A 24,245-nucleotide genomic window follows, 5' to 3' on the forward strand; every position below is an offset into this window, starting at 1 on the left:
AGTCCGTGGGAGAACGGGTCAGGCCCGGTTGTTGAGGCGCTCGGCGATCCATTGATCGATCTCGATGGAATCCCAACCGACGGCGCGCACGCCCAGGCGCAGCGCCTTGGGGAACTTGCCGGCGCGCATCAGGTTGTAGAGGTGGGCGCGCTTGAAGCCGGACTTCGCTTCGACTTCTTCCAGCCGCAGGATGCGGCGCTCGTTGGGCGGAAGAACAGGTGTTTGCGACATGGCGGTCACTCCTGAACGCTCAGTGGCGTTTGTTGGCGTGACCTCTATTCAATAGACACGGCTGCGAAAGGACATTGCAAATGCAATCTCCACGACTGCACATACAAGCTGGAAAGCCTCAGAGGGTTGCGCTATGCAGCCGGCGCCTAGCCGTCGCGAACTTGCCGTTCAATGTCCGCTCGGCGATCCCCATGACGCCGCTGTGATGGGCGACCAATGCGCTGACAACGGCCTCCTGCGTCTTGAAGCTGGAGTAAGACTTGCCCGATGGTGATTGGCCGAGCATCAGCTCCAGCATGCCTCCGATGATGTTCAGGTAGGTGGCCTCGGCCCGATCGCTGATCGGACACTGCGCGCAGGCGGGAATCACCGTGGACTGCTTGAGCAGCGCTTCGTGCTTTTCCTGCAGGTCGCGGATTCGGCGCTTTGACTGGTCCAGCGCGGACTTCATGGCGAGCCGCTCAACGAGCATGGCTTGCCCGATTTCCAGCGTGATAAAAGGATGGGCGAGGCGCTCGGTACGGGAGAAGAGAAAGCCGGGCCGTTGTTCAGGGTAATGCTGGTGCATCCAGCGCTTCAGATCGACGTGACGAACCGTCAGATGAGGGGAGTCGATCAGTGCGGTATCGCGTGTCGTGATACCGTCCCGCCCGAAGGGCAGTTCCCCATTGAGGATGCCATCATAGATGCGTTCCGTGTACAGCCGCAGTTCACCCCAGCGTGGGCAGTCCAGCGACTGCGGCAGATTCCTTGGCGACGAAGCCGAAGCCAGGATCACCTGTTCGTATCGCAGCAGCCCGGCCCAGCGGATGGACGCTTCGATCGGGTGATAGAACACCTTTGATGTTTGTGCATCATTTTTGTTCTCGTGCATGCTCGGTCTCCTTCCAGGAGAAGAACTACACCGGCGACTCCCTTGCCGCCTACCTCATGGTCGGTCTATTGCCTGTGCAGGAAGCGGGTCCCGAGGCCGGCTTCGTCATGGGGCTTGAGTGCTTCTCATCAACTCGCGCTACTGGTAGCCGTCGTGTGCTCGATGTGCAAAAATTCCATCGATCGCTAGGAGGTCGAGCAAACGGAAGCAGGCTCGACAGCGACGCTCACGCTATCAGCGTCGTAAGAAGTAGCGGCTTCCGCAACACCGCCTGGGTATGACCTGATATGCCAGCGGTTTCACGACATGCGAGAGGGATGGCAATTGCCGTCCAGCGTCCGACCGGACGCGACGAATCCGCGCCTGTGGTGCTTGTTTCCGCATCCTGATATACCGATAAAGAATCGCGCCGACGCACCGCGGCCGGCGTGTGCGCTCTGCCAGCGTCACGCGCGAGCAATGCGTTCTGCTCCGGGGCGGCTGTGCGCAGGGACCAGAGGCGTGGCTAGCTAGGCGTTGCGGTGGGGGGCGCGGGAGCGGAGAACGGTGCGTGGGCGACGAGTTCGAGTCGGCCGCGAGCGACGATGTGGCAAGCGCTGTTCTGATGTGCCGGGTGGTAGTGCTTGGACGTCAGTGGCGATCTCTGGATGATCTTTGTTGTCGAGGACGAAAAATAAGGCTACAATTGAGGTCTTCGCTGGCCACCTCGGCGAAGAAAGTGTTCGGGAAACAACGACTTACGCGCCTAGTGCATGTCTCGTTTCCCGCTCCATATCCGAAAAAAGGGAAGCTCCGGCTTCCCTTTTTTTCTGGCCGCGCCAAGTGATCCCTGCCCCGAAGGGTTGACGCGACCTGCGACAATGCTTGCGGGCCCCGGTGGTGAAACTGGTAGACACAGCGGACTTAAAATCTGTTTTGTCAAGACTTTTCAGCTTGGGTCATCAGGATGAAAAGCCAATAGTGACAATGGCTTGCGAACTTGTGGAACCGAGGTTCGCGGCCCGCATTGATGGCCAGGGGCCGAGTAGGAGCCAGCAAGAAGTGGTGTAGGCTCCAAAGCTCCAGGTGCTGCCCGAGTGGTGAAATCGGTAGACACAAGGGACTTAAACAATTTGAGCCTTCGGGGGGAAACGTCCGAAGTGAAGCCCGTCAAAGTCGGCGAAAGCCCTGGATGTTCCGACATCCGAGCCAACGCCGAGCCAAGCCCAGGTATCAACGCCAGGGAAGGTGTAGAGAGCAGACGGCGGGCACCTACGGCCGCAAGGCTATGGTGAAGGCGTGCTCCAGACCACGAACAGCGCACGCGCTGGCGGCGAAAGCCGAGGTGGTAAGAAAATCCCTCGACTTCGCGGTCGTGCCGGTTCGATTCCGGCCTCGGGCACCAACTCAGAGCCTTTCTTTCGGGAAAGCATTCTCAGCGTTTGTCGGCTGTTTGTGCGCTTGTCTGAGCGCGGCAGGTTTCTTGAACCCGCGATCTCGCGCCATGAACGCCGCCAGCATGTGCGGAATCAGCGCCAGCGCATCCGTCGCCTCGCCATAGGTCTGCGCGTGCAGCGCGGCGTAGCGATCCAGATCGTTCTTCAGGTCAGACGGACAAGAGAAGGTAAGCTTGACGCTTTCGGTCTTGGGCAGTGGCCCCAGACGTAGCTTGCGCGCGGTGCTCATCGCGGCGATCCTCGAACGAAGAACAGCGGCTGATAGGGGCGCAGCACGAGATCCCGATTGACGATGACGCGCATGGGTAAGCCCGGTCGCGCGGTCAGTGTCGGCTGGATGTTCAGGTTGCGGCGGGTCACTTCCTGACCGATCTGGTTCACGCTGTCCTGTAGGCTGTCGCGTCCCGCGATCACGATGCGATTGCCGTCCTGCCGGTTCTCGGGCGCGGCGAGCTCGGCACCGATGCCCAGCAGCGAGGTCAGTGCGGCCCCTGCGAAGACGCGATCCCAGTGCCAGTCCACCCCATCTTCGAGCCCGGCCCGGCCGGCAGGGTCGGAACCCACCAGGTTGTCCAGTGTCAGTGACGACGTGTCGGGCAGGATCACCCGGTTCCACACCACCTGCACTCGACTCTGGCCATAGCTCACCTGGCTGTTGTAGCGCCCAAGGATGCGTGAGCCCTGCGGGATCAGCAGGTGTTTGCCGGTGGCGGTGTCGTAGACCGGCTCGGTGACCGTGGCGATCACGTCGCCGGGCAGGTCGGACTGGATGCCGGTGACCAAGGCTCCGGCAATCACCGTGCCTGCCATCACCTGGTACGGCGAGGCGGGCAGTTGCAGCGAGCCGGAATTGCGTGTTTCCGTGGAAGCGGTTTTCTGGAAAGCCTCTTTCTGGTCTTGCCGGTTCTGTGACGCCGTGGCGTCGGCACCGCTGGCCTGCGCTGGCGTGGACGCCGGGCCAGCTGCCATGGGGTCGAAACCCGTCAGGCCGCTGGGCACCGAGCTCGGGGTGCCAGGGGCCGCAGCGGTCGGCGCAGCAGTTGCCGCGCGCTGCGAACCATTGCGAAAGAAAACCGATGCGGCGGCAGCCTGCTCGGACTCCTTGCGCCGGGCATCACGCTCTGACGCGGCAGGATCGTGTCCCGGTGGCGAATAGCTCGGGACCACCGGCTGTTGCGACTTGACGATGGCTGGGCCCAGGTCGCCGGGCAGGGGTGGCCCCAACTCCGGCACCGGTGCGGGTTGCTGCAGCTTGGAGTAATCCGCAGGCAACTGCCCCAGGCCCTCGGAGCGCGAGACGCGATCAACGTTGAACAGCTCGGCGGGCTCGCTGGACTCCCGGCGAGTCTTGGGCTGCAGCGACCAGACCGTTGCCCCCAGCACACCCAAGGCCAGAAGGCCCGCCAGCAGCGCGAGGCTGCGGCGATTGAGCCGGGTCACTGGGCGTGGCTGGGCGCGCAGCGCCATCGATTCGGGCGACACCTTGGCCGCAGCAGGACGGCCGGGCGCATCGGACGGTTCGGGGTCGTGCATGGACATGTTCAGTTCCTCCGAGAGGTCGGTGGCCATCCGTCCGTGCGCTCGATGCGGACCACGTCGCCCTTGTCGGCGCCCAGCCGCAGTTCTGCCGCACCAAACAGGCGGTCGACGATGTAGTAGGGTGAGCGGAAGCGGTAGTTCACCAACTGCCCGTCGCCCTGCGCGCCGATGACGAACAGCGGCGGCAACTCGCCTTGCGCGATGCCGGCCGGGAATTGGATGTAGACCTTGTCGCCATCGTCAAAGGCCCGCAAGGGCTTCCAGGGCGGCGTGCTGCCGCTGATCGCGTAGCGGAAGCGGATGCGCTCCAGCGACAGCCCTGCGTCCACGGGCGCTGCCGTCTGTGCCGCCTGGGCCTGGCGCTGCAAGGCCAGCATGCGGTCCTTGGGGTAGTCCCAGGACACCGAGGCCATCCACGCCTTCTCGGTAGAGGTCAGCTCGATCAGGTAGGTGCGCCGGTTGGTGGTGACGACCAGGTTGGTCTTCAGGCCGGTGCGCACCGGCTTGACCAGCACGTTCACGCGCAGCGCATCGCCCGATCCGCTGGACGTGTCGCCCACGATCCAGCGCACCGTGTCGCCGGCCGCCACCGTGACCAGCTCTTCACCCGCCTGTAGCGAGATCACCGTGACGCGCCCCGGCGCTGCATAGACCTGGTACAGCGCACCGTCGGTGTAGGGCCAGACCTGGATCGCGTTGACGTAGCCCTCCCGCGTCGGTGCGACCCGGGCCTCTTCGTTGGCCCGCGACACCCGTAGCCGTTCGTCCAAGGGCTCGGACACGGACGGCTTGTCCTGCGCCGCAGGCAGCGGCTTCATCTGCGAGGGCATGGGCAGCACCTGCGGCACCGCGACCACTTCCACCGGCTGGGGCGGCTCGGGCAGGGGCTGCGCCATTACGGGCTCGTCCAGCGGAATCACGGTCGGCGGCGTGCCTTGCGACGCGCAACCCATCAGGGTGGCGGCAACGGCGATCGCACTGGAGAACAGGCGCAGAGTCGGGTTCAGGGTGTTCATTGTTTGTTTCCTTCGGTGGCATCCAGTTCGCGGCTCCAGGACAGGCCGTTGACGTAGATGCCCAGGGGGTTCTTGCGCAGACGCTGCTCGGTGCGCGGCGTCTGCAGCACGGTCGAGACCACGGCCGTCCACCGCTCGGTGCCGGCTGGTGCGCCGTTGACGAAGCGCTGCTCGGTCCAGCGCACGTTGAACGAGGCGTCGCTGGCCCGGACCACGCTGGTGATCTGCACCGTCGCCGACTCCTTGCCCACCCTCACGAACGGGTCGTTGGTGCGGGCGTACTCGTTGAGCACGGCGGCCCCGCGGTCGGTCGTGTAGTCGTAGGCGTCCAGCCAGTTCTGCCGCACCACGATTGGGTCTATAGACAGCGAACGCACCAGCGTCACGAAGCGGGCCAGGTGGTGCGCGATCTGCGCATCGCCGGGGCGGTAGGGTGAGGCGGCTTCGCCCACGGTGCGCACCTGGCCAGCCTGATCCACCTCCACCACGTAGGGCGTTACGATGGACTGCGCCGAGCGCCAGACCAGACCACCGGCCATCAGCAAGGCCAGCGACAGGCAGCCAAAGGCCATCAGGCGCCAGTTGCGGGCCTGCACGCGGGCCGATCCGATGCGCTCGTCCCAGGCCTGTGCGGCCGATTGGTAGGGGGTGGCAGGCTGCGGCGTGTCGGCATAGCGCACCTGCGGTCGTTTGAATCGCATGCTGGGTTCTCCTCAGGAATCCGAATCACGAAGGCTGGGCCCGCTGCCCGAGCCGCCCCCATCGCCACCGCGCAGGGTGTGCGCGGCCGTCGTGGCAGCGTGCCCCATCTGCTGGCGTCGGCGCATGCGCTGCGCCCAGGCGGGCTCGGTGGCTGGGGGCGGGCTGGAGGAAGCTGTGGCGGCCGACTCGGCGCTGGCAGCCGCTGGCGCGGCAGCGTCCGCCACGAAGCCCGAGACTTTGTTCTTCACGGCCTTGGCGCCTTCGGCCAGTTTTTGGCCCACCGCGCTGGCGCCTGTGCGGGCGACATTGGCCACGCCGGCACCGGCGGCGCGCAGCGGACCGCCAGAGGACGCGGCAGCGCCGGCCTCATAGGCGGACTTCGCGCCAGCCGCGAGGCCGCTGGCCGAACGGGCCGCCGAAGCGCCACTGCCGATCGCGGCCCGTGCGGCGCCGGGCGCCATGCGTGCGCCGGCGGCCACGGCCGCACCGGCACCCGCCACGGCAGCGCCTCCGGCCACCGCCAGACCCGTGGCGCCCAGCGCCGTGCCGGCTGCCGCGCCCGCACCCAGCTGCGGCGCGCCGGACACCAGGCCGGTCGCGATGCCGGGCCCGAAGATGCCCAGTCCCAGCAATGAGAGTGAGGCCAGCATCACCACCAGCGCGTGGTCGATGGAGGGTTCGGCCGGTGCCGTATGGAACTGGGCGAACAGTCCCGTTCCGATGCCCACGATCACCGCGAGCACCAGCACCTTGATGCCCGATGACACCACGTTGCCCAGCACCTTCTCGGCCAGGAAGGTGGTCTTGTTCCACAGGGCAAAGGGCACCAGCACAAAGCCGGCCAAGGTCGTCAGCTTGAACTCCAGCAGCGTCACGAAGAGCTGCACGGCCAGCACGAAGAAGCTCACGATCACCGTGAGCCAAGCCAGGAACAGCACCACGATGGGTGCGATGTTGATGAACACCTCCGGAAAGCCGGACAGGTCGCTGATCTGCTGCAGGATGGGGGCCGCCGCATCGATGCCGGCTTTGGCCAGGTGACCCGGCTGCAGGAAAGTGGCCAGGCTCATGCCCGAGCCGCTGGCCTGCAGGCCCAGACCGGCGAACGAGCGGAAGACGATGCCTGACAGGCTGTTGAAGTTGCCGATGATGTAGGCGAAGGCACCCACGTACAGCACCTTGCGGATCAGCTTCGCCATCACGTCCTCGCCCTGGCCGGTGGCGTGGCCCATGGCCCAGAAGAGGCCGGCCAGGGTCATGTCGATGGCCACCAACGTGGCGGTGAGGAAGGCGACCTCGCCGTTCAGCAACCCGAAACCCGAGTCGATGTAGGTGGAGAAAGTGTTCAGGAAGCGGTCGATGACGGCGACGTCGTCCATGGCAGGGCTCCCGGTGGTTCAGTGGCCGTAGAAGCTCACACCCTGCGGCGTGTAGCCCGTGCCGCTGCCGATGAAGCGGCGCGTCACCTCGCGACCACGTTCGATGGCCGCAGCCTGCCGGGCCAGCTCCAGCGAGGCCGCCCGGTCCTGCGTCAGCATCAGCTGCTGCGACTGGATGGACTGCTTGGCCTGCAGGGCCAGCAGCTGGTTGGTGGCCTGCATTGCCTGCAGTGCGCCGGTGGCCGACTGGCTCTGGCTGACCAGGTCAGCCAGCATCCCTTCGTCCTGGCTCAGGTTTTGCGACACCTGGGCCTGCATCTGCATGGCGGTCTGCAGGCCGTTGAGCGTGTTCTTCCAGCGCTGGCGAGCGTCCTGGAACATCTGGTTACCGCTCACGGTGGCGGCGTACTGCTCGGGGTAAAGGCGGGCGAACTCGGCGTCGAGGTTCGACACCTGGTAGGCCAGGCCCTGGGCCTGCGTGATCAATTGCCGCGTCGTGTCCAGCGTCGAGCGCAGGCGGTTGACCACGTTGAACGGCAGGCTCGCCAGGTTGCGCGCCTGGTTGATCAGCATCTGCGCCTCGTTCTGCAGCTGGCGGATCTGGTTGTTGATCTGCTCCAGCGTGCGCGCGGCGGTCATGGTGTTCTGCACCAGGTTGACCGGGTCCAGCACGATGTCGCCCACGCCGAACAGTGCGTGCGCGGGCTGCGTGATGCCCAGGGTCAGCGTTGCGGCGGTGGCCAGCGCTGTCAGGCGGGTCTTGAGGGGGCGGGTGGGGAACTGAAAGCTCATGGCGTTTCTCCTGAAGGTCGGGCATGCCCGGGTTGGTGGTGGGGGTGTTGGTGAAAGAGATCGGCTGCCCAGTCCAGGCCACGGCGGCGCAGCCAGGCCGGCGCGAAGCCCTCGGGTGGGTTTGAAGCCAGTACCTCGTCGATCAGCCGCTGGTCCTGCGGTGTGGATGCGCCGGCGAAGGCCAGGGCCACGGGTCCGAGGTCCAGGTCGAACAGGCGGTTGCCCAATCGCGACTGGTAGTAGTAGTCGCGCTTGGGCACGGCGGTGGCCACAATCTCGATCTGCCGGCAGTTCAGGCCGAAGGCCTCGTAGATCGAGCGCACCTGGGGTTCGGTGGCCTGCGGGTTGGGCAGGAAGATGCGGCTCGCGCAGCTCTCCACGATGGCCGGCGCGATGCTTGATCCCTGGATGTCGGCCAGGCTCTGTGTGGCGAACAGCACCGACACGTTCTTCTTGCGCAGCGTCTTGAGCCACTGGCGGATGCGCGCCGCGAACACAGGGTCGTCCAGGAACAGCCAGGACTCGTCCAGCATCAGCAGGGTGGGGGCACCATCGAAGCGCGCCTCGAAGCGTGCGAACAGGTAGCCCAGCACGGCCATCACCGCGGAACGGCTGCCCATCAGCTCTTCCATCTCGAAGCACTGCACGTCTGCCGTGCCCAGGCGGTCGTGGTCGGCGTCCAGCAGCTTGCCGTGCGCGCCGCCCAGCACGTAGGGAGCAAGCGCCTGGCGCAGCGCGTTGGACTGCAGCAGCACCGACAGACCGGTGAGCGTGCGCTGCTCGCGCGGCGCGCCGGCCAGGCTGCCCAGCGCCGACCAGATCGCGGCCTTCTCGTCTGGCCCCACGGCCACGCCTTCGTGCACCAATCGGCCTTCGACCCACTCGGCAGCCCAGCTGCGGTAGCCCTCCTGGTCGATGCCGGCCAGCGGCTGGAATGCGATGTCGCCATCGCTGCCCAGGTCGTAGTGCTCGCCGCCCAGGCCCAGCACCGTGGCACGCATCGAACGGCCCATGTCGAACGCGAGGATGCGCGAACCGGGGTAGCGCCGGAACTGCAGGGCCAGCAGTGCCAGCAGCACCGACTTGCCCATGCCCGTCGGTCCCACCACCAGGGTGTGGCCCACGTCGCCCACGTGGGTCACCAGCCGGAACGGCGTGAAGCCTTCGGTGCGGGTCACGACCAGCGGCGGACCGTCCAGGTGTCGGTTGCGCTCCGGTCCTGCCCACACCGCCGACACCGGCATCAGGTGCGCCAGGTTCAGCGTCGAGACGATGGGCTGGCGCACGTTGGCATAAGCGTTGCCCGGGATCGACGACAGCCAGGCTTCCACCGCGTTCAGCGTCTCCGGGATGGTGACGAAGCCGCGCCCCTGGATCACGCGCTCGGCCATGCGCAGCTTCTCGTCGGCAGCGGTCGCGTCGGCATCAAGCACCGTGACCGTGGCGGTCACGTATCCGAAGGCCACGTGGTCGCTGCCCAGCTCCTGCAGGGCCGCGTCGGCATCGGCCGCCTTGTTGCCGGCGTCGGTGTCCACCAGCGGCGACTCCTGCTGGAACAGCGTCTCGCGCAACAGGGCGATCACGTTCTTGCGCTTGGCAAACCACTGCCGGCGCAGGCGGCCCAGCTCCTTCTCGGCCTCGGCCTTGTCCATGCACAGGAAGCGCGTGGACCAGCGGTACCCGAAGCCCAGCCGGTTCAGGTCGTCCAGCACGCCGGGCCAGGTGGACGTGGGAAACCCCCGTACCGTGGTCACGCGCAGGTGCGCATCCCCCAGCATCGGAGCCAGGCCGCCGAGCAGCGGGGCATCGGCCAGCAGCGCATCGAGGTGAAACGGCACCTCGGGCATGGCCACCGGGTAGGCGCGCGGTGACACAGTGGCATGCAGGTAGCTCAAGGTGTCGGCATCCTGCAGCCAGGCGATCTCGGGCATCACTCCGTCGAGCAGGTCGAGCACCCGGTCGGTCTCGGCGATGAAGGCACTCAGCCGCTCGCGCCAGTCCACACCGGTGGTGGAGCGGTTTTCGTAAAGCAGGTTGGCGGCCCGTGCGCGCGATTCCTCGGGCGGCAGGTACTGCAGCGTGAAGTGGTAGCGACTTTCGAAGTGGCTGGCCGATTCTTCGAAAGCGGCGCGCCTCTCTTCGTCCACTAGCCACGACAGCACTTCCGGAAAAGACGAACGCGGGTAGTCGGCCGCCGGCCGGCGCTCGGCGTCCACATATAGCGCCCAGCCCGACCCCAAGCGGCGCAACGCGTTGTTCAGGCGCGCGGTGGTGGCCACCAGCTCGCCCTGCGTGGCGCTGTCCAGGTCAGGGCCCCGGAAGCGCGCGGTGCGCTGGAACGAGCCGTCCTTGTTCAGCACCACGCCGGGCGCCACCAACCCGGCCCAGGGCAGCCAGTCGGCCAGCAGGGCGGGGCGTTGCCGGTACTCGGAGAGGTTGAGCATGGCGTCGTCCTCACACGTCCAGGAGAGGCTTGTGCTTCAGGTGTCGGGCAAACACCGCCATGAACTGCGGATCGGCCCGCGCACCCCAGACCGCCAGCGAATGCCCCACGATCCACAACACGGCGCCAGGAATCCACAGCTGCAGGCCCAGGCCCACGGCGGCGGCCAGCGTGCCGTTGGCGATGGCCACCGTGCGCGGCGCCCCGCCCATCAGGATGGGCTCGGTCAGCGAGCGGTGCAGCGGAATCTCGAAGCCGCTGGCCAGGGAGGTAGCGTGCTCGGCACCGCCGCTCATACCAGTGCCCCGCCCGAGAAGCTGAAGAAGCTCAGGAAGAAAGACGAGGCCGCGAAGGCGATCGACAGGCCGAAGACGATCTGGATCAGCTTCCGAAAGCCGCCCGAGGTGTCACCGAAGGCCAGGGCCAGGCCGGTGGCAATGATGATGATCACGGCCACGATGCGGGCCACCGGACCCTGGATCGAGTCCAGGATGGATTGCAATGGTCCTTCCCAGGGCATGCTGGAGCCGGCCGCCTTGGCCGTGCCGGCCAGGCTCAGCATGACAGCGGCGGTGAGCAGCCTCTGGCGGGCGGGCTGCATCAGCCGGTTCAAGCGGTGTAGGCAGGCGACCCGCGAGGACACCAGCAGGCGGGTGAACGGTTGGGCAAAGGAGCGCAGGGCGGTCGAAGGGGTCATGAAAGATCTCCGGGTGGGGTTGAGGAAGGGGAGTCCGCCGCTGAGGGCGGGGAGGGCGTTGGCAGTTCAGGCAATGGCTCGTTCACCGACACCAGGTGGTAGCCTGTGCTGTCGTGTCCGGTGACGTGGGCAATCGTCTCGATGCGGCGCTTGCGTCCGCGACCGGCGATGTAGACCACCACGTTGATCGCCTCGGCGATCAGGGCGCGCGGTGGATTCACCGCGACCTCCAGGATCAGTTGCTCCACCCGCAGCAACGCACCGAGTGCGGAGCCGGCATGAATGGTGGCGATGCCGCCAGGGTGGCCGGTGCCCCAGACCTTGACCAGGTCCAGCGCTTCGCCACCGCGTACCTCGCCCACCACCACGCGGTCGGGCCGCAGCCGCATCGTGGCGCGCACCAGCTCGGTCATCGAGACGGCACCCGCGCGTGTGCGCAGCGGCACGTGGTCGCGCGCAGCGCACTGCAGTTCGATCGTGTCTTCGAGCACCAGCACCCTGTCGCCGGTGGCGGCGATCTCGGCCAGCAGCGCGTTGGCCAGCGTGGTCTTGCCCGTGCTGGTGCCGCCCGCGATCAGGATGTTCTGCCGCTCGTGCACGGCCCGACGCAGGAAGCTGGCCTGCTGTGCGGTCATCATTCCGTCGGCCACGTAGCGGTCCAGCGGAATCACGCCCACGGCGCGCTTGCGCAGCGCGAAGGCCGGCCCCGGTGCGGCAGGCGGCAACACACCTTCGAAGCGTTCACCTGTCTCGGGCAGCTCGGCGGTGAGCAGCGGCTGGCCCCGGTGGACCTCGGCACCCACGTGGGCCGCCACCAAGCGAATGATGCGTTCGCCATCGGCCGCCGACAGCGTCACGCCAGTCGGTGCCCTTCCGGTCGAAAGCCGGTCGATCCAGAGCGTGCCATCAGGGTTGAGCAGCACTTCCACCACGTCCGGGTCTTCGAGCGCGGCCGCGATCATTGGCCCCATGGCCGTGCGCAGCATGCGGACACGGCGGTCGAGCGTGGTCTTCTCGGGGCTGGGTGACGGGGCCGTCATGGGGTTGGGCCTTCTTCGGGCGGCGTCGGACTCGCGTGGCCCATGTCTGCGGCCTCGTCCAGTTGCCGATTCAGGCCTTGCTCCTGCGGATGCAGTTCCTCGATCACGTTGCGCACCAGGCTGCGACCGCGCAGCAGGTGGCGGCCCAGTTGTTCGACGAACTGTTCGAAGCGCGCCTTGCCCTGTGCGCGGGCCGCATCCTGGTGGCCTTCAGGTACTGGCGTGCTCACCGTGAGGTAGTAGCGGATGAACAGAGCCAGGGTCTCGATCTCGATGTTCTGGTCGCGCTCCAGCCGCTCGAACTGGCGCGAGAGGCGGTCCAGCCGCCTGGCGATGGCGGCCTCCCGATGATCGCCCGAGTCCGGCGACAGCCAGGAGGCCAGTGCCGCCGCGACGATGGACGACTTGGATACTCCTTTCTTGGCCGCCACTTCTTCCAGGCGGCGCGCATGTTCGGGCGTAATGAACAGGTTCAGGCGGTACTGGCTCATAGCGTGATGCCGTCGTTGGGGTCGAGTGCGGCCAGGCGCGCCGCGCGCTGCAGGGCCGGGTCGAGTTGGCGGGGGAGGGGCAGGGGCGCGTCGTCGTCATCGAGCAGCGCCAGGTCATTGGTCAGGGCGTCGAGCTCGTGTTGCGGCGTGGTCATCGCCGTCAGCTCCGGCTGCAGGCGGGGACCGCCTTCATCGACAACCACGCCGTCCGTGAACGCGGGGTTGGGTGCAGTGGTCCCCATCGGCACCACCAGCTCGCGCCAGTCGTCCGCCCGCACCGGCGGCGCATCGGGGTAGGGCCCCTTCGTCAACACGGGCGGCGGCAACACGCGGCGCTTGAAGTTCGCGTCGGCGTAGTAGCGCAGCTTGCGTGCCTTGACCGGCGGCACGCTGGAGACCATCACCACCGCTTCGTCGGGCGGCAACTGCATCACTTCACCGGGGGTGAGCAGTGGGCGCGCCGTCTCCTGGCGCGAGACCATCAGGTGACCCAGCCAGGGTGCCAGCCGGTGGCCGGCGTAGTTGCGCTGGGCGCGCAGCTCGGTGGCCGTGCCCAGCGTCTCGGAAATGCGCTTGGCGGTGCGTTCGTCGTTGGTGGCGAAGGTCACCCGCACGTGGCAGTTGTCCAGGATCGAGTGGTTCTGGCCGTAGGCCTTGTCGATCTGGTTCAGGCTCTGCGCGATCAGGAAGCTGCGGATGCCGTAGCCCGCCATGAAGGCCAGCGCGGTCTCGAAGAAGTCCAGCCGGCCCAGCGCCGGGAACTCGTCGAGCATCAGCAGCAGCTTGTGCCGTCGCGCGATGCCGTCCGATCCGTCCAGTGACTCGGTCAGCCGCCGTCCCACCTGATTCAGGATCAACCGGATCAACGGCTTGGTGCGGCTGATGTCGGAGGGCGGCACCACCAGGTACAGCGACACGGGGTGTGCGGTCGAGATCAGGTCAGCAATGCGCCAGTCGCAGCGCGAGGTGACTTCCGCCACCGTCGGGTCGCGGTACAGACCCAGGAAGCTCATCGCGGTGGAGAGCACACCCGAGCGCTCGTTCTCGCTCTTGTTGAGCACTTCGCGCGCGGCGGATGCGACCACGGGGTGCGGGCCGCCGCCTTGCTCGTTCGCCAGGTGAGGCGTCGTCATCATCCGGTGCAGCGTCACCTCGAAAGGGCAGGCCGGATCGGACAGGAAATTGGCCACGCCACGCAGCGTCTTGTCCTCGCCCGCATAGAGCACGTGCAGGATGGCCCCCACCAGCAGCGCGTGCGAAGTCTTCTCCCAGTGGTTGCGCCGCTCCAGCGCGCCCTCCGGGTCCACCAGGATGTCGGCGATGTTCTGCACGTCGCGCACCTCGTGTACGCCGCGCCGCACCTCCAGCAGCGGGTTGTAGGCGGCCGAGAGCGCATCGGTGGGGTTGAACAGCAGGCAGTGCGAGAAACGCGAGCGCCATCCGGCCGTCAACTGCCAGTTCTCGCCCTTGATGTCGTGGACCACGGCCGAGCCGGGCCAGGACAGCAGCGTGGGCACCACCAGGCCGACGCCCTTGCCCGAACGTGTGGGCGCGAATGCCAGCACGTGTTCGGGCCCGTCGTGGCGCAGGTACTGCGAGCCATGTTGTCCAAGGAACACCCCGCTGGGGCGTTGCAGGCCCGCATGCCGCACGTCATCTGCTGTGGCCCAGCGAGCGGTTCCGTAGGTGGTGACCAGCCGCGACTGCCGCGAGCGCCAGACCGACATGCCCACCGCTACGCCCACTGAGGCCAGGCCGCTGCCGCCTGCTATCGCGCCGCCCACGTCGAAGACATCGGGTGCGTAGGCGTCGAAGAAGAACCACCATTCGAACAGACGCCAGGGGTGGTAGACCGGCGAGCCGAAGACCTCGAACCACGGAGTGCCCAGGCGTGCCTGATGGCCCAGCGCCGCAGCGGTCCACTGGGTCGCTCCCCACACGCCCACCACGACGACGCCCAGCACCGCCGCGATTTGACCGTAGAGAACCCCCTGGTGGCTTGCGCCTTGAGCCTGCACCTTGACCTCCGATCCAGTGGCCCGCCATACGGGGCCGTTCGCGCGGCACGAAGCTGTGTCGCACGCATGAGGATCAAGGCTGGCTATCGGTGGGTCAAAGTCCGAAATCGGCAGGCTCGCAGCTCGGCCTGCAAGAATGCAAGTGGCAGCGTGCCGCCGCGTGTCAGGGCCCCTTGCCGCGCTGCAAGTAGTACAGCGCCTATGCACGAAATACGCGTCACCGAGTGTGGCGACGAGCGCAAGTTCAGAACTTGGGCGATTCCTTAGGTGGGTTGTACGGCACCTTGCCGTCCCCGAAAAATCGCCGTTTCGTGGCCTCGGCCACGCGGTCGCAAAGTTCGTCGCCCAGCTTGGTGCGCTCGGTCTTGCACTGCTCTCGCAGCAGCTTCAACCGTTCTGGATCGGCCATCAACGATTCCAGCGAATCGGTGGGCTGCGGCTTGCCGCAGGCCGACAGCAGCAAAGCTGCGGCGGCGACCACCAAGGTTGCGGTCAAGTTTTGAAGCTTTCTCATGTGCTACTCCCTGGCAATCTGTCCAACGCGTCGTCAGTCGCCCGACCGGGCGCAGCGACACGGGCTCTTTCCACGAAACGTCGCAAGGTCTCAGACGGGGTGCCGATGCGGTGGATCAGGTAGGTGGTCAACATCGGTGTGCGGCCAGCCAGCGGCCTTGTGACGATCTCCGGATGGCCGCAGGTCGAAACATGAGCCTCGGTCGAGAAGCCCAGACCGTAGCCTGCTGCTACCAGGGTCACCATCAGCTCTTGGCTGGTGACCTTCTCGGCTACGATGGGTTCGCGATCCGTTGCGCGCAGCACGCGTGCCATCTGGCGGCTGCAGCCCTCGCACACCTCGGGGTCGCAAAGCACCAGCGGATAGCGCAGCACTTCATCCAGAGGCAGCGTCTTGTGAGCCAACAAGGGGTGGCGCGCAGGCACGGCCACGACCATCGGATCGTTCCACACTGGTATGGCAAGGAGTGTTTCACCAACTTCCGATGAGTGGGAGAACCCGGCGTCGTACAAGTCGGCTTCGAGGCCTCTGATCTGCTGTGACAGCGGAACCTCGTAAAGCCGGATCTCCGTATCTGGTTCTTCCTCACGGCAACACGATAGCAATGCTGTGAAGCGGGCCTGCGAGATGCCTTCGGACAAGGCGATGCGTAGCTGCCCTTGATACCCGGCCGACACGGCCCGAACACTGTCGCGCGCCTGGGTCAGCGCTACGAACACGCGCGGCACGTGATCCATGAAGACCTGACCCGCACGGGTCAGACGCGTGCTGCGCGTGTTGCGGTCGAAGAGGCGGACACCCAGCTCTCCTTCCAGTTCCTTGATCGCTCTCGAAAGTGGCGATTGCTCAATGTGAAGCTTCTCGGCGGCTCTGGCGAAATGCAGTTCCTGAGCGACCGCCAAGAAGCACCGAAGGTGCCTCAGTTCCATTGTTTTCCCTGAATGTTTTCATTTTTTCTCAAATGCCTGTTGCTCCGACAGTGATGTGGCCCACCAGAGGACTACATCAAACACGTCTGGTTTGAGTACGCAGTAGCCTCGCGGAAGTTCGCGTTCTTGGCGTCCTTGGGCCAAGCTGAGCGCACTACAACGGGACTGAATGCGCAGTCATCACGGTTGATGGCTGTCCTTTCTGATCGTGACCGCGTCTGAATTGGACAGTGCTCAGATGATGCCGAAGTCATTTCATGTGTCACCTGCGTTCGTGGCCACGGTCTTTGAGACGAGATAGAGGACCAGCGGACGTACCAAGACGACGCATGCGAAGGCCACTGGCATGGCGATTACGTAGGTACTCAGTACCCGTTGAATGAACTGGGTGTCAACTCCGGTGTTGATGGCCGTTAGGAGCAGACACATCATGAAGGCAATGATGGTTGCCATGTAGAACGCAAACGCGAGCGAACTGAATTTGTAAGGAAGCTTTCTCATGCTGTAGAGGGCCTTCGCCCTAGGTGGTTGCTGAGACAAAGAGACTGGCAGAGGCAGTGGTAAGGGATAACCCTTGAAAAAATACTTAGATATCGAAGTATACTTCAACGCAGTGCCTCCTTGCACTTTCCCATCCTTACAGGAGATTTCCATGATTACGCATGAAGAAAACGATCTGCTGTGCCGTGTTGAAAACGGTGCACCCATGGGGCAACTGATGCGCCGGCATTGGGTTCCTATCTGTCTAATCGAAGAGGTCTCCGAGCCAGATGGGACACCCGTCAAAGCCCGCATCCTCGGAGAAGATCTCGTGGTTTTCCGAAACACGGACGGCGAAGTTGGTGTGATGGATGAATACTGTCCTCACCGCAGGGCATCGCTCGTGTTTGGCCGCAACGAAGAGGGTGGTCTTCGCTGTCTCTATCACGGATGGAAGATGGATGTGAGCGGCAACGTAACGGAAATGTCTTCCGAGCCCGAGGCCAGTGGCATGCTGGAGAAGGTCAAGCACAAGGCCTATCCGACCAAGGAGTGGGGTGGTTTCGTCTGGGCCTACATGGGGGCGGCTGAGACCATGCCGGAGTTCGAGCCTCCCCGTTGGGCGCCCACGGCGGACACGCGTGTGAGCGTTGCCAAGGTGATCATTCCTGTGAACTGGGCTCAGATCCTTGAAGGTGCGATTGACTCTGCCCACAGCTCGAGTCTGCACAGCTCGGACATGGTCCCTGCGCGTGTCGATGGTGCCAAAGCCACGGACAAAAACTGGTTGCGCCCCTCGACCGACAAAGCGCCGCGGATGCAAGTGCAGCGCGCCAGCTTCGGATTCCGTTACGCTGCGGTGCGACGGCCGATCTTCAACGCGCAGACGCACGACTATGTGCGTACGACGGTTTTCGTTGCGCCATGGACGGTGCTGATCCCGCCCAACAACTTGTACAACGTGGCGAACGTGAATGTGCCGGTGGATGACACCAATACCTGCTTCTACTTCATTGGTTGGGGTCATCCGTCGCAGACCCCGGAGACGGCGACCTGGCGCAAGTTCCTGGGCCAGACCGTGGGGGTGGACCTGGATGAGCAATACCGTCCGCTGCGCAACTACGAAAATCGCTACTGGCAAGACCGTCAGGCGATGAAGAGCGGAAACTTCACGGGCATCTCCGGCATTCCGAATCAGGATATGGCCATGTGGATCACCATGGGGAAAATCGCCGATCGAAGCCACGACCGGCTGGGTGCCAGCGACATGGCCATCGTCGAGTTTCGCAAACAGATGGTGGACGCTGTTCAAGCTTTCCAGGCGACAGGCGAGGCCATCGGAACCGGAGAGAAGCGCATCCCGAAAGAAGTGTGTTCGTTCCAGGGCGTCATTCCCAAGACAGTCGACTGGCGTACCCATGAAGTGAGCTACGTATGGCTTGAAGGTCAGGACAGTCCAGAGATGGATCGCTCCTACGTGGTGACAGAGGGGGCGAACGCTTGATGTCAAAGCTGCACATATCGGTCGCCATGGGCGACTACGACCGAAACCGTGCTCTGTACGACGGGCGTGTCCAGATCGATGGATGCGACCCGGTGTACATGTTGCTGAATCCCGAGGAGATGTTTTTTCGGGCCATGCGGAGCCGGGATTTCGACATTACCGAGCTCTCCTTTTCCAGCTACCTGGTCAAGCACGCCAAAGGCGAGAGCCCTTATATCGCCGTGCCGGTTTTTCTGTCACGCGCCTTCCGGCATACCTCTATCTATGTTCGGAAGGACCGCATCAAAAAGCCTGAAGACCTCAAGGGCTGCCGTATTGGCGTGCCGGAGTATCAACTGACTGCGGTGGTTTGGGCACGGTCGATCTTGCAGGACGACTATGGCGTGAATCCCGAGGACGTGACCTGGGTCAGAGGCGGAATCGACACGCCCGGACGTCCGGAGAAGATCAAACTGGATCTTCCTCCGGGCGTGACCATTGAGGCCGCTCCGGCAGGGCATACCATCTCCGACCTGCTCGACAAAGGTGAGATCGATGCTTTTATCGCACCACGACCACCCAGCGGAGCGGCGTTGAGTAACCCAAATGTGGCTTGGCTGTTCGATGATCCGACTACGGTGGCAAAGGACTACTACCGGCGGACAGGCATCTTTCCCATCATGCACGTGGTGGGCATTCGCAAAGAGCTCGCAGAGCAGAACCGCTGGTTGCCGGCAGCCGTTTTCAAGGCCTTTGGTGAATCCAAGGCGAAGGCCTTGGAGCTCCTGGCGGATACCTCTGCCACCAAGGTAACGCTGCCGTTTGTGGAAGAACAGCTCAAGGCGGCACGTGAAACGCTTGGAAACGACTTCTGGTCATACGGGGTGGAGCCCAATCGAAAGACGATTGAAGCGTTCTTGCATCACCACCATGCGCAAGGCTTGTCGTGCAGAAAAGTGGGTTTGGATGAGCTCTTTCACCCGTCTACCTACGAGAGTTACAGCATCTGAGGCGCTCTTGCCCATGCAAGCAACCGAAGATTGGTGACCTACTGCGCTTCAGTCGCCCGCGTCGCCCACTAGAGTGGCGCGGGTTTCTTCTTCATGTGCCAAGTTTTCAATCATCCTCACCAACGCATTCCTCACCAAAGAAAGCGTGCGATCGGGAAGTCCATCGGCACTGATCTCGTTGACCTCTTCCGCCAAGGGCACAAGTACATGTTCAAGTGAGCGCCCAGCATCGGTCAAGTAAACGTGCATGTTCTTCTTGTTGCCGGGAAGGTGCCTGCGTTCAATGAAACCCATTCGCTCCATGGCTTTCACGGCCGAGAAGGTCGTCGGCTCCATCACGCCCGCCAGATCGCTCAGCTCCTTCTGGGTCAGTCCGTCGCGAATCCAAAGGATTCGGAGGAACGTCCAGTGTCCAAATGACACGCCGAAGGGTGATAGACGATACTGAAGCGCACGCATCTGAGCCCGCGCAACATCACGGACTAGATGGGCGAGACGATCGTTGGGGACCGATTCTCGCCAGTGATGAAGAAGGCTTTGTGTTTCTATGGATTTGCTGGTCATTGGGAGCGTCAACGCCGAATGGCGGGTACTGCGGCTTGGTGCTCCAAAATGATAGCGCCTCCTTTCTTGCTCGATTCGAGGATCGCCAGACACACTTCCATCGTTGCCATGGACCAGGCGCCAGAATGGGTAGGCGCTGCACCTTCCCTGGCCACTGACCACATTTCGTCCACGACCTCTGAACGTTGAACCGCCTGCGGTGGCAGCGCATCAAGGTGTACGCCATGGACGTCGTGAATTTCTACGCCATAGGGCGTCAAACGGAGGTCTGCCTGTTCGCAGCAGGCGATGACAGGCCCGAAGTGTTGAAAGGCGGTAGGTGCGCCTCTAAGATCTGGTACGTAGTCCGGTCCACCAAAATTCCGGTTGGCTTTCCGACGGGCTTCGGCAATTTCGTCTTGTGTACTCAGGTACTTTTCTCGGGTGAGTCGGTGGGTGTCGGTGTTCTTTGGCCACCCCATCTCGCCGACGCCGCCCATCCACGGGTCGGTGTCAAAGAAACCGTACCCGTTGTAGGTCACGCTGGCAAAGGCGCCGGAACGAAAGTTCAGAATGGCGGTGTACGCTCCCTCGGTGGGGCGCTGCCGGTCCCACCCCCCGGTTCTAGCGTAGACGGAAGCGACCTCTCCTCCGGCAAGCAATCGAACGATATCGATCTGGTGTGCCGCCTGGCTGAAGACAACACCACCCCCTTTCGTTGTATCCAGTTCTTCCGGACGTCTTGGCCGGTAGAGGAAGTCGGTGAAGTTCATGGCTTGAATCATGCGGACACGACCAAACCGCCCCGACTCAATGATTGAGCGCGCGCGCAACACTGGGGCATTGAAACTGTGGCTGTGACCCACGATCAGCTGTGTGCCTGCTTGTTCGCAGGTCTCCCGCATGCGCTCGCATTCCGAAAGCGACAACGCCATGGGCTTTTCGACGAGCGCGTGTTTCCCATGCTTGGCAGCAAGACGTACATGTTCTTCGTGCAACTGGTGAGGCGTTGCGACATAGATCCATTCGACGTTCGGGTCAGCGCAGAGTGCGTCTGCAGAGGTGTGCGCGACACCACCGAACGCTTTCGAAAAAGCCGCTGAAGCACCTGCATTGGTATCGAAGCAAGCGACCAGATCGATGCGGGGGTCTTTGCTGAGGGTTGGAATCATCAACGTAAATGCGCGTCCAAGTCCTAGGACGCCAAGCTTGATCGGTTGCATCGTTGCCATCACAGGTCGAGGACAAGCGTGTCGGACTTCGCTCTGGAGACGCAAACCATGATGTGATCTTCCTGCTCTTCCGGGAGCAATGCCAGATCTCGGTGATCCGCCTCACCCTTGAGCAACCGGACTTTGCATGAGCCGCATGTTCCGCTCTCACACGAACTCGGCACCCTGATGCCATGGTCTCGTAACGCGTCCAGGATACTGCGGTTGGCCAGTACCAGTAGCGTCTTGCCAGCTTTGGCCAACTCGACCTCGAATGGTTTGTCGTCTGCGTGGGGTTTCGTATCCGCACCGAAGCTCTCGAAATGCACCGCACTGCTGGGCCAGTGCCCGGTCATGTCCTTGACCTCATCCATCAAACGCTTGGGGCCACAGCAGTAGACATGCACACCCGCCTGAGGTTTCTCGAAAACGGACCACAAGTCGAATGTCTTTGCGGGATCGCCGTGGGTGTGATGGACAACCACACTGCTGGCAAGTTCAGGCGAGCGCAGCTCGTTCAGAAAGGCGGCTGACTCAGGTGTGCGAGTCAGGTAGTAGAGCTTGAAACTGCGCAAGCCTTCCGCTCGCAGTGAATGGATCATGGCGCGCATCGGCGTAATGCCTATGCCGCCCGCTACGAGGATGAAACTCTTCGCCTTGTCGCTCAGCCCGAACAAATTGCTTGGGGTGCCGGCCATGAGCGTATCCCCCACGTTCACCTCATCGACCAGACTCTGCGATCCCCCCCGGCCGTCCGCTTCTCGTTTGACCGCGAGCTGATAGTGGTCTGCCTCATCGGGGTTACTGCACAGAGAGTAGTGGCGCATCGCCCCATTGGGAACCCGTACAGCAATGTGCGCTCCCGCCGTGAAGCGGGCCAGAGGCAAAGAGTCAGGGGATTTCAGTTCGAAAAGAACGGTGTCTGTAGCGATGAACTCCTTGTGGGTCACCAAGAGGGGGCGCATTGTCTCGTCTGTAGTCATGGTCTGTGATCTTGCTTAGAAAACATGGTGGTATCCACTCTTGACAAAGGTCAAACAAGAGGGAAAAATTGATTATCTTAGTTATCTAAGAAAAAAACAAGCACTGTCGCACATGCTCTTTCCGGGGGCAAGGCAGAAGTGCTTGCTGATCCGCTTCAACCCTACCAACGGAGACAATCCATGAAACGACGTTTTTTTGCTGCCTTGGCTGTGACGACCATCCTTGCGTCCAGTCTTTCGCAAGCGCAGACGAGTGACTTCCCCAACCGCCCGGTCAAGTTCATCGTGCCCTATGCTCCTGGCGGCTTGCCTGACACCGTGGCGCGGGTCATCGCGCAAAAGCTATCGGAGCGGATGAAGCAGGGCTTTGTGGTGGAAAACAAGCCCGGGGGTAACGGCGTCGTGTCGGTACAAACACTCGCTGCGCTGCCGTCCGACGGGTATAGCTTCATTGTTTCCGATGGCTCCATGCTGTCCATTACTCCGCAGATCAACAAGGCGGCCAAGTACGCTGTCGGACAGGATCTGCAGGCTGTGTCGCTGATTGCCCGCTCGCCTTTGTTCTTGGTGGCGCACCCCAAAAGTGGAGTCAAGACCTTTCAGGAGTTTGTGGCTCGCGCCAAGAAGGAGCCTGGAGCGTTCACCTATGGGTCTTCGGGGATTGGAAGCACGCACCACCTCACAATGGAAGCTTTGAAGTCGGAGCTTGGACTTTCCATGGTCCACGTTCCATTCCGTGGATCGAGTCAGTCGGTTCCGGCGCTGGTTGGGGGACAAGTGGACTTCTTGTTTGCCGCTTTGCCGTCCATGGTGGGTTTCGTAAAAAGTGGTCAGGTCATTGTGTTGGCCAGCAACGCACCCAAGCGTTCAGCTTCTGCTTCCGATACCCCTTCGATTGCAGAAACCATCCCGGGGTTTGACTTTTCAGTCTCCGTTGGCGTGCTGGCACGAACGGGGACTCCACCTGAGATCTCCAAAAAGGTGGCTGATGAGATCGCACAAGTTGTGAAATTGCCAGATGTCATCGAGAAGTTCCAGGGAGCCGGTATCGAACCTGTTGGTGCTGGTGGTGAGGTCTATCGGAAAGTCATCGAGCAAGAGAATCAAGCGATGGCAAAAGCAGGTAAACACGCGGAACTCAAGGCTGAGTAATGTATGCCGATGGGGCTGGTATGCCCCTCGTCGCACTTTGGCTCGCCTGTTTTGGAGCCGTCGTGCTGGGGGGGCTGGTCAAGGGGGCACTGGGAGTAGGGTTGCCGCTTGTAGTGCTCCCCTTGTTGTCGCTTCTTCTCCCAGCACCAAAGGCGATGGGGCTGCTCGTCATGCCGGTCCTGCTTTCGAACCTGTGGCAGGCTGTTGAAGGCAAGAGGCTGAATGAAGGACTGCGGCGTTTTGGTGGTTTGATGGTCTGCCAGTTCGTCGCGACGCTTGCCGCTATTCATTTGACGAGGAACCTGTCCGTGCAGGGCTTCAATGTTCTGTTGGCAGTCGTGGTGATGATCGCCGTAGGGATGATGGCCATTGGAGCAACTTTTCGGGTGAATCCCGGTCAGGAGCGGTGGATGGGGCCACTGGTTGGCGGGGTCGCAGGCGCAATGGCTGGCGTCTCGACATTGACCGGCCCCATTCTCATTGCCTATCTTTTGGCACTCAAGTTGCACAAAGACGAGTTCATCAGGTCCATCAGCATCATCTATCTTCTGGGCTCTGTTCCTATGTATGGGACCATGATGTGGTATGGCCGCTTTGGTTGGGAGGAGGTCGCTCTTTCCTGCCTCGCCCTGATTCCCATGTTCGTCGGCCTTCGAATCGGAAGATTGCTTCGTCATCGGCTCAGTGAAACCGTGTTTCGACGTCTGCTGCTGGGGCTGCTGACCGTGCTCTCCGTGTTGCTCATCACCAAGTAACCACATCTGACCACTTAGAGCTGGGGAGAACTGTTTCCTTTTTATGAGTAACGTGACCAATGAATTCAGCAATCAGTTGGGATGATGGCTACCTTCTTGGGTTCACACCCATGGATTTGGTACACCGGGAGTTCGTCGACTGTGTGGCGGCGCTTCAACGGGCAGAAGAAGTCGACCTGGAGGGCGTACTCAACACGCTTGCCCGGCACTGTGAAGAGCATTTCGAGATGGAAAACCGCTGGATGCGCGAAACCGACTTTCCTGCCAGCGAGTGTCACATCAACGAACACGCCGCCGTGTTGAAAAGCATCTATGAGGTCCGGCAACAACTGGCCAGCGGCAACGTGGCTGTGTGCCGCCGACTGGGTAGCGAGCTGGCCACCTGGTTTCCTGGTCATGCGGACTACCTCGACTCAGCCTTGGCGCACTGGATGTGCAAACGCTCACTTGGCGGGAAGCCTGTGGTTCTGCGTCGTAACATCAGGAGCAACGAGTCTGCTCCTGAGCAAACCTAAAACATATCCAAC

The 24,245-nt window shown here is 63.1% G+C and carries 25 protein-coding genes; 5 read left to right on the plus strand and 20 right to left on the minus strand.

The genetic code is table 11. From position 1 onward, the window contains the following. Positions 1-18 precede the first annotated feature (18 nt). The 17 genes from L0977_RS14075 to L0977_RS25595 form a co-directional block, all read right to left on the minus strand. A complete protein-coding gene (locus L0977_RS14075; protein WP_234265486.1) occupies positions 19-231 on the minus strand; it encodes an AlpA family transcriptional regulator in 213 nt (70 codons plus the stop codon). A 118-nt stretch (positions 232-349) separates the two neighbouring features. Continuing rightward, positions 350-1,105, minus strand: coding sequence for a hypothetical protein (locus tag L0977_RS14080; RefSeq protein WP_234265487.1), 756 nt, complete (start codon positions 1,103-1,105; stop codon positions 350-352). 1,386 nt (positions 1,106-2,491) lie between these two features. Next, positions 2,492-2,770: a DUF2274 domain-containing protein gene (locus L0977_RS14085; protein WP_234265488.1), complete on the minus strand. Its 279-nt coding sequence runs from the start codon at positions 2,768-2,770 to the stop codon at positions 2,492-2,494. Beyond that, on the minus strand, positions 2,767-4,074 hold the full coding sequence (locus L0977_RS14090; RefSeq protein WP_234265516.1) for a TrbI/VirB10 family protein: 1,308 nt from the start codon (positions 4,072-4,074) through the stop codon (positions 2,767-2,769). Before L0977_RS14090 ends, L0977_RS14085 begins: the two co-directional genes overlap by 4 nt. A gap of 8 nt (positions 4,075-4,082) precedes the next feature. Then, the gene (gene trbG, locus L0977_RS14095; RefSeq protein ID WP_234265517.1) at positions 4,083-5,033 is read right to left on the minus strand and encodes a P-type conjugative transfer protein TrbG; all 951 of its coding nucleotides are present in this window, start codon (positions 5,031-5,033) and stop codon (positions 4,083-4,085) included. 59 nt (positions 5,034-5,092) lie between these two features. Further along, positions 5,093-5,797, minus strand: coding sequence for a conjugal transfer protein TrbF (trbF, locus tag L0977_RS14100; protein WP_234265489.1), 705 nt, complete (start codon positions 5,795-5,797; stop codon positions 5,093-5,095). Positions 5,798-5,809: 12 nt separating this feature from the next. Then, the gene (gene trbL, locus L0977_RS14105; RefSeq protein ID WP_234265490.1) at positions 5,810-7,177 is read right to left on the minus strand and encodes a P-type conjugative transfer protein TrbL; all 1,368 of its coding nucleotides are present in this window, start codon (positions 7,175-7,177) and stop codon (positions 5,810-5,812) included. 18 nt (positions 7,178-7,195) lie between these two features. After that, positions 7,196-7,969 carry a P-type conjugative transfer protein TrbJ gene (trbJ, locus tag L0977_RS14110; protein WP_234265491.1) on the minus strand — a complete coding sequence of 258 codons (774 nt, stop codon included), beginning with the start codon at positions 7,967-7,969 and terminating at the stop codon, positions 7,196-7,198. After that, positions 7,966-10,413 (minus strand): conjugal transfer protein TrbE, encoded by a 2,448-nt coding sequence (gene trbE / locus L0977_RS14115; RefSeq protein ID WP_234265492.1) that lies wholly within the window; start codon positions 10,411-10,413, stop codon positions 7,966-7,968. Before trbE ends, trbJ begins: the two co-directional genes overlap by 4 nt. Positions 10,414-10,423: 10 nt before the next feature. After that, positions 10,424-10,708 (minus strand): VirB3 family type IV secretion system protein, encoded by a 285-nt coding sequence (locus L0977_RS14120; RefSeq protein WP_057597555.1) that lies wholly within the window; start codon positions 10,706-10,708, stop codon positions 10,424-10,426. Next, positions 10,705-11,013, minus strand: a complete 309-nt coding sequence (locus L0977_RS14125; protein WP_442786637.1) for a TrbC/VirB2 family protein — start codon at positions 11,011-11,013, stop codon at positions 10,705-10,707. The genes L0977_RS14120 and L0977_RS14125 overlap by 4 nt, the downstream gene beginning before the upstream one ends. 92 nt (positions 11,014-11,105) lie before the next feature. Further along, positions 11,106-12,149, minus strand: a complete 1,044-nt coding sequence (trbB, locus tag L0977_RS14130) for a P-type conjugative transfer ATPase TrbB (RefSeq protein WP_234265494.1) — start codon at positions 12,147-12,149, stop codon at positions 11,106-11,108. After that, positions 12,146-12,640 carry a CopG family transcriptional regulator gene (locus tag L0977_RS14135; RefSeq protein WP_234265495.1) on the minus strand — a complete coding sequence of 165 codons (495 nt, stop codon included), beginning with the start codon at positions 12,638-12,640 and terminating at the stop codon, positions 12,146-12,148. The genes trbB and L0977_RS14135 overlap by 4 nt, the downstream gene beginning before the upstream one ends. Continuing rightward, positions 12,637-14,658 carry a conjugal transfer protein TraG gene (locus L0977_RS14140; protein ID WP_234265496.1) on the minus strand — a complete coding sequence of 674 codons (2,022 nt, stop codon included), beginning with the start codon at positions 14,656-14,658 and terminating at the stop codon, positions 12,637-12,639. Before L0977_RS14140 ends, L0977_RS14135 begins: the two co-directional genes overlap by 4 nt. A 244-nt stretch (positions 14,659-14,902) precedes the next feature. Next, complete coding sequence (locus tag L0977_RS14145) at positions 14,903-15,172, minus strand: EexN family lipoprotein (protein WP_056277470.1); 270 nt, start codon at positions 15,170-15,172, stop codon at positions 14,903-14,905. Next, the gene (locus L0977_RS14150; protein ID WP_234265497.1) at positions 15,169-16,101 is read right to left on the minus strand and encodes a LysR family transcriptional regulator; all 933 of its coding nucleotides are present in this window, start codon (positions 16,099-16,101) and stop codon (positions 15,169-15,171) included. The genes L0977_RS14145 and L0977_RS14150 overlap by 4 nt, the downstream gene beginning before the upstream one ends. Positions 16,102-16,356: 255 nt before the next feature. After that, positions 16,357-16,809, minus strand: coding sequence for a DUF2798 domain-containing protein (locus L0977_RS25595; RefSeq protein WP_308330428.1), 453 nt, complete (start codon positions 16,807-16,809; stop codon positions 16,357-16,359). Between L0977_RS25595 and L0977_RS14160 the strand changes: the two genes are divergently transcribed. After that, a complete protein-coding gene (locus tag L0977_RS14160; protein ID WP_056277461.1) occupies positions 16,754-18,085 on the plus strand; it encodes a Rieske 2Fe-2S domain-containing protein in 1,332 nt (443 codons plus the stop codon). The two genes, L0977_RS25595 and L0977_RS14160, sit on opposite strands and share 56 nt — an antisense overlap. Continuing rightward, the gene (locus L0977_RS14165) at positions 18,085-19,074 is read left to right on the plus strand and encodes a hypothetical protein (RefSeq protein WP_056277459.1); all 990 of its coding nucleotides are present in this window, start codon (positions 18,085-18,087) and stop codon (positions 19,072-19,074) included. Before L0977_RS14160 ends, L0977_RS14165 begins: the two co-directional genes overlap by 1 nt. A 48-nt stretch (positions 19,075-19,122) precedes the next feature. Here L0977_RS14165 and L0977_RS14170 read toward each other — a convergent pair whose 3' ends face one another. The 3 genes from L0977_RS14170 to L0977_RS14180 are packed head-to-tail and all read right to left on the minus strand — an operon-like array spanning position 19,123 to position 21,811. Continuing rightward, positions 19,123-19,638 (minus strand): MarR family winged helix-turn-helix transcriptional regulator, encoded by a 516-nt coding sequence (locus L0977_RS14170; RefSeq protein WP_056277456.1) that lies wholly within the window; start codon positions 19,636-19,638, stop codon positions 19,123-19,125. Between the two features lie 8 nt (positions 19,639-19,646). After that, positions 19,647-20,849, minus strand: coding sequence for a Gfo/Idh/MocA family protein (locus tag L0977_RS14175; RefSeq protein ID WP_056277453.1), 1,203 nt, complete (start codon positions 20,847-20,849; stop codon positions 19,647-19,649). Further along, positions 20,849-21,811 (minus strand): PDR/VanB family oxidoreductase, encoded by a 963-nt coding sequence (locus L0977_RS14180; RefSeq protein ID WP_105749405.1) that lies wholly within the window; start codon positions 21,809-21,811, stop codon positions 20,849-20,851. Before L0977_RS14180 ends, L0977_RS14175 begins: the two co-directional genes overlap by 1 nt. A 180-nt stretch (positions 21,812-21,991) precedes the next feature. Between L0977_RS14180 and L0977_RS14185 the strand changes: the two genes are divergently transcribed. The 3 genes from L0977_RS14185 to L0977_RS14195 are packed head-to-tail and all read left to right on the plus strand — an operon-like array spanning position 21,992 to position 24,233. Then, positions 21,992-22,963, plus strand: a complete 972-nt coding sequence (locus L0977_RS14185) for a Bug family tripartite tricarboxylate transporter substrate binding protein (RefSeq protein ID WP_234265498.1) — start codon at positions 21,992-21,994, stop codon at positions 22,961-22,963. Positions 22,964-22,983: 20 nt separating this feature from the next. Continuing rightward, positions 22,984-23,718: a sulfite exporter TauE/SafE family protein gene (locus L0977_RS14190; protein WP_234265499.1), complete on the plus strand. Its 735-nt coding sequence runs from the start codon at positions 22,984-22,986 to the stop codon at positions 23,716-23,718. A gap of 59 nt (positions 23,719-23,777) precedes the next feature. Then, positions 23,778-24,233, plus strand: coding sequence for a bacteriohemerythrin (locus L0977_RS14195; RefSeq protein ID WP_234265500.1), 456 nt, complete (start codon positions 23,778-23,780; stop codon positions 24,231-24,233). Positions 24,234-24,245: the final 12 nt, after the last annotated feature.

The organism is Hydrogenophaga sp. NFH-34 (assembly GCF_021401345.1).
Taxonomy (GTDB): Bacteria; Pseudomonadota; Gammaproteobacteria; order Burkholderiales; family Burkholderiaceae_C; genus Hydrogenophaga; species Hydrogenophaga electricum.

Bases quoted from the DNA above. Each gene is read 5' to 3' on its own strand.
- trbB (WP_234265494.1), bottom strand. From the start codon at position 12,149: ATGACGGCCCCGTCACCCAGCCCCGAGAAGACCACGCTCGACCGCCGT.
- L0977_RS14180 (WP_105749405.1), bottom strand. From the start codon at position 21,811: ATGACTACAGACGAGACAATGCGCCCCCTCTTGGTGACCCACAAGGAG.
- trbJ (WP_234265491.1), bottom strand. From the start codon at position 7,969: ATGAGCTTTCAGTTCCCCACCCGCCCCCTCAAGACCCGCCTGACAGCG.
- L0977_RS14135 (WP_234265495.1), bottom strand. From the start codon at position 12,640: ATGAGCCAGTACCGCCTGAACCTGTTCATTACGCCCGAACATGCGCGC.
- L0977_RS14185 (WP_234265498.1), top strand. From the start codon at position 21,992: ATGAAACGACGTTTTTTTGCTGCCTTGGCTGTGACGACCATCCTTGCG.
- L0977_RS14170 (WP_056277456.1), bottom strand. From the start codon at position 19,638: ATGACCAGCAAATCCATAGAAACACAAAGCCTTCTTCATCACTGGCGA.
- L0977_RS14175 (WP_056277453.1), bottom strand. From the start codon at position 20,849: ATGGCAACGATGCAACCGATCAAGCTTGGCGTCCTAGGACTTGGACGC.
- trbL (WP_234265490.1), bottom strand. From the start codon at position 7,177: ATGGACGACGTCGCCGTCATCGACCGCTTCCTGAACACTTTCTCCACC.
- trbE (WP_234265492.1), bottom strand. From the start codon at position 10,413: ATGCTCAACCTCTCCGAGTACCGGCAACGCCCCGCCCTGCTGGCCGAC.
- trbG (WP_234265517.1), bottom strand. From the start codon at position 5,033: ATGGGTTGCGCGTCGCAAGGCACGCCGCCGACCGTGATTCCGCTGGAC.
- L0977_RS14165 (WP_056277459.1), top strand. From the start codon at position 18,085: ATGTCAAAGCTGCACATATCGGTCGCCATGGGCGACTACGACCGAAAC.
- trbF (WP_234265489.1), bottom strand. From the start codon at position 5,797: ATGCGATTCAAACGACCGCAGGTGCGCTATGCCGACACGCCGCAGCCT.
- L0977_RS14145 (WP_056277470.1), bottom strand. From the start codon at position 15,172: ATGAGAAAGCTTCAAAACTTGACCGCAACCTTGGTGGTCGCCGCCGCA.
- L0977_RS14090 (WP_234265516.1), bottom strand. From the start codon at position 4,074: ATGCACGACCCCGAACCGTCCGATGCGCCCGGCCGTCCTGCTGCGGCC.
- L0977_RS14195 (WP_234265500.1), top strand. From the start codon at position 23,778: ATGAATTCAGCAATCAGTTGGGATGATGGCTACCTTCTTGGGTTCACA.
- L0977_RS25595 (WP_308330428.1), bottom strand. From the start codon at position 16,809: ATGGGTGCACCGTTTTCAACACGGCACAGCAGATCGTTTTCTTCATGC.
- L0977_RS14080 (WP_234265487.1), bottom strand. From the start codon at position 1,105: ATGCACGAGAACAAAAATGATGCACAAACATCAAAGGTGTTCTATCAC.
- L0977_RS14120 (WP_057597555.1), bottom strand. From the start codon at position 10,708: ATGAGCGGCGGTGCCGAGCACGCTACCTCCCTGGCCAGCGGCTTCGAG.
- L0977_RS14150 (WP_234265497.1), bottom strand. From the start codon at position 16,101: ATGGAACTGAGGCACCTTCGGTGCTTCTTGGCGGTCGCTCAGGAACTG.
- L0977_RS14075 (WP_234265486.1), bottom strand. From the start codon at position 231: ATGTCGCAAACACCTGTTCTTCCGCCCAACGAGCGCCGCATCCTGCGG.
- L0977_RS14190 (WP_234265499.1), top strand. From the start codon at position 22,984: ATGCCCCTCGTCGCACTTTGGCTCGCCTGTTTTGGAGCCGTCGTGCTG.
- L0977_RS14085 (WP_234265488.1), bottom strand. From the start codon at position 2,770: ATGAGCACCGCGCGCAAGCTACGTCTGGGGCCACTGCCCAAGACCGAA.
- L0977_RS14125 (WP_442786637.1), bottom strand. From the start codon at position 11,013: ATGCAGCCCGCCCGCCAGAGGCTGCTCACCGCCGCTGTCATGCTGAGC.
- L0977_RS14160 (WP_056277461.1), top strand. From the start codon at position 16,754: ATGATTACGCATGAAGAAAACGATCTGCTGTGCCGTGTTGAAAACGGT.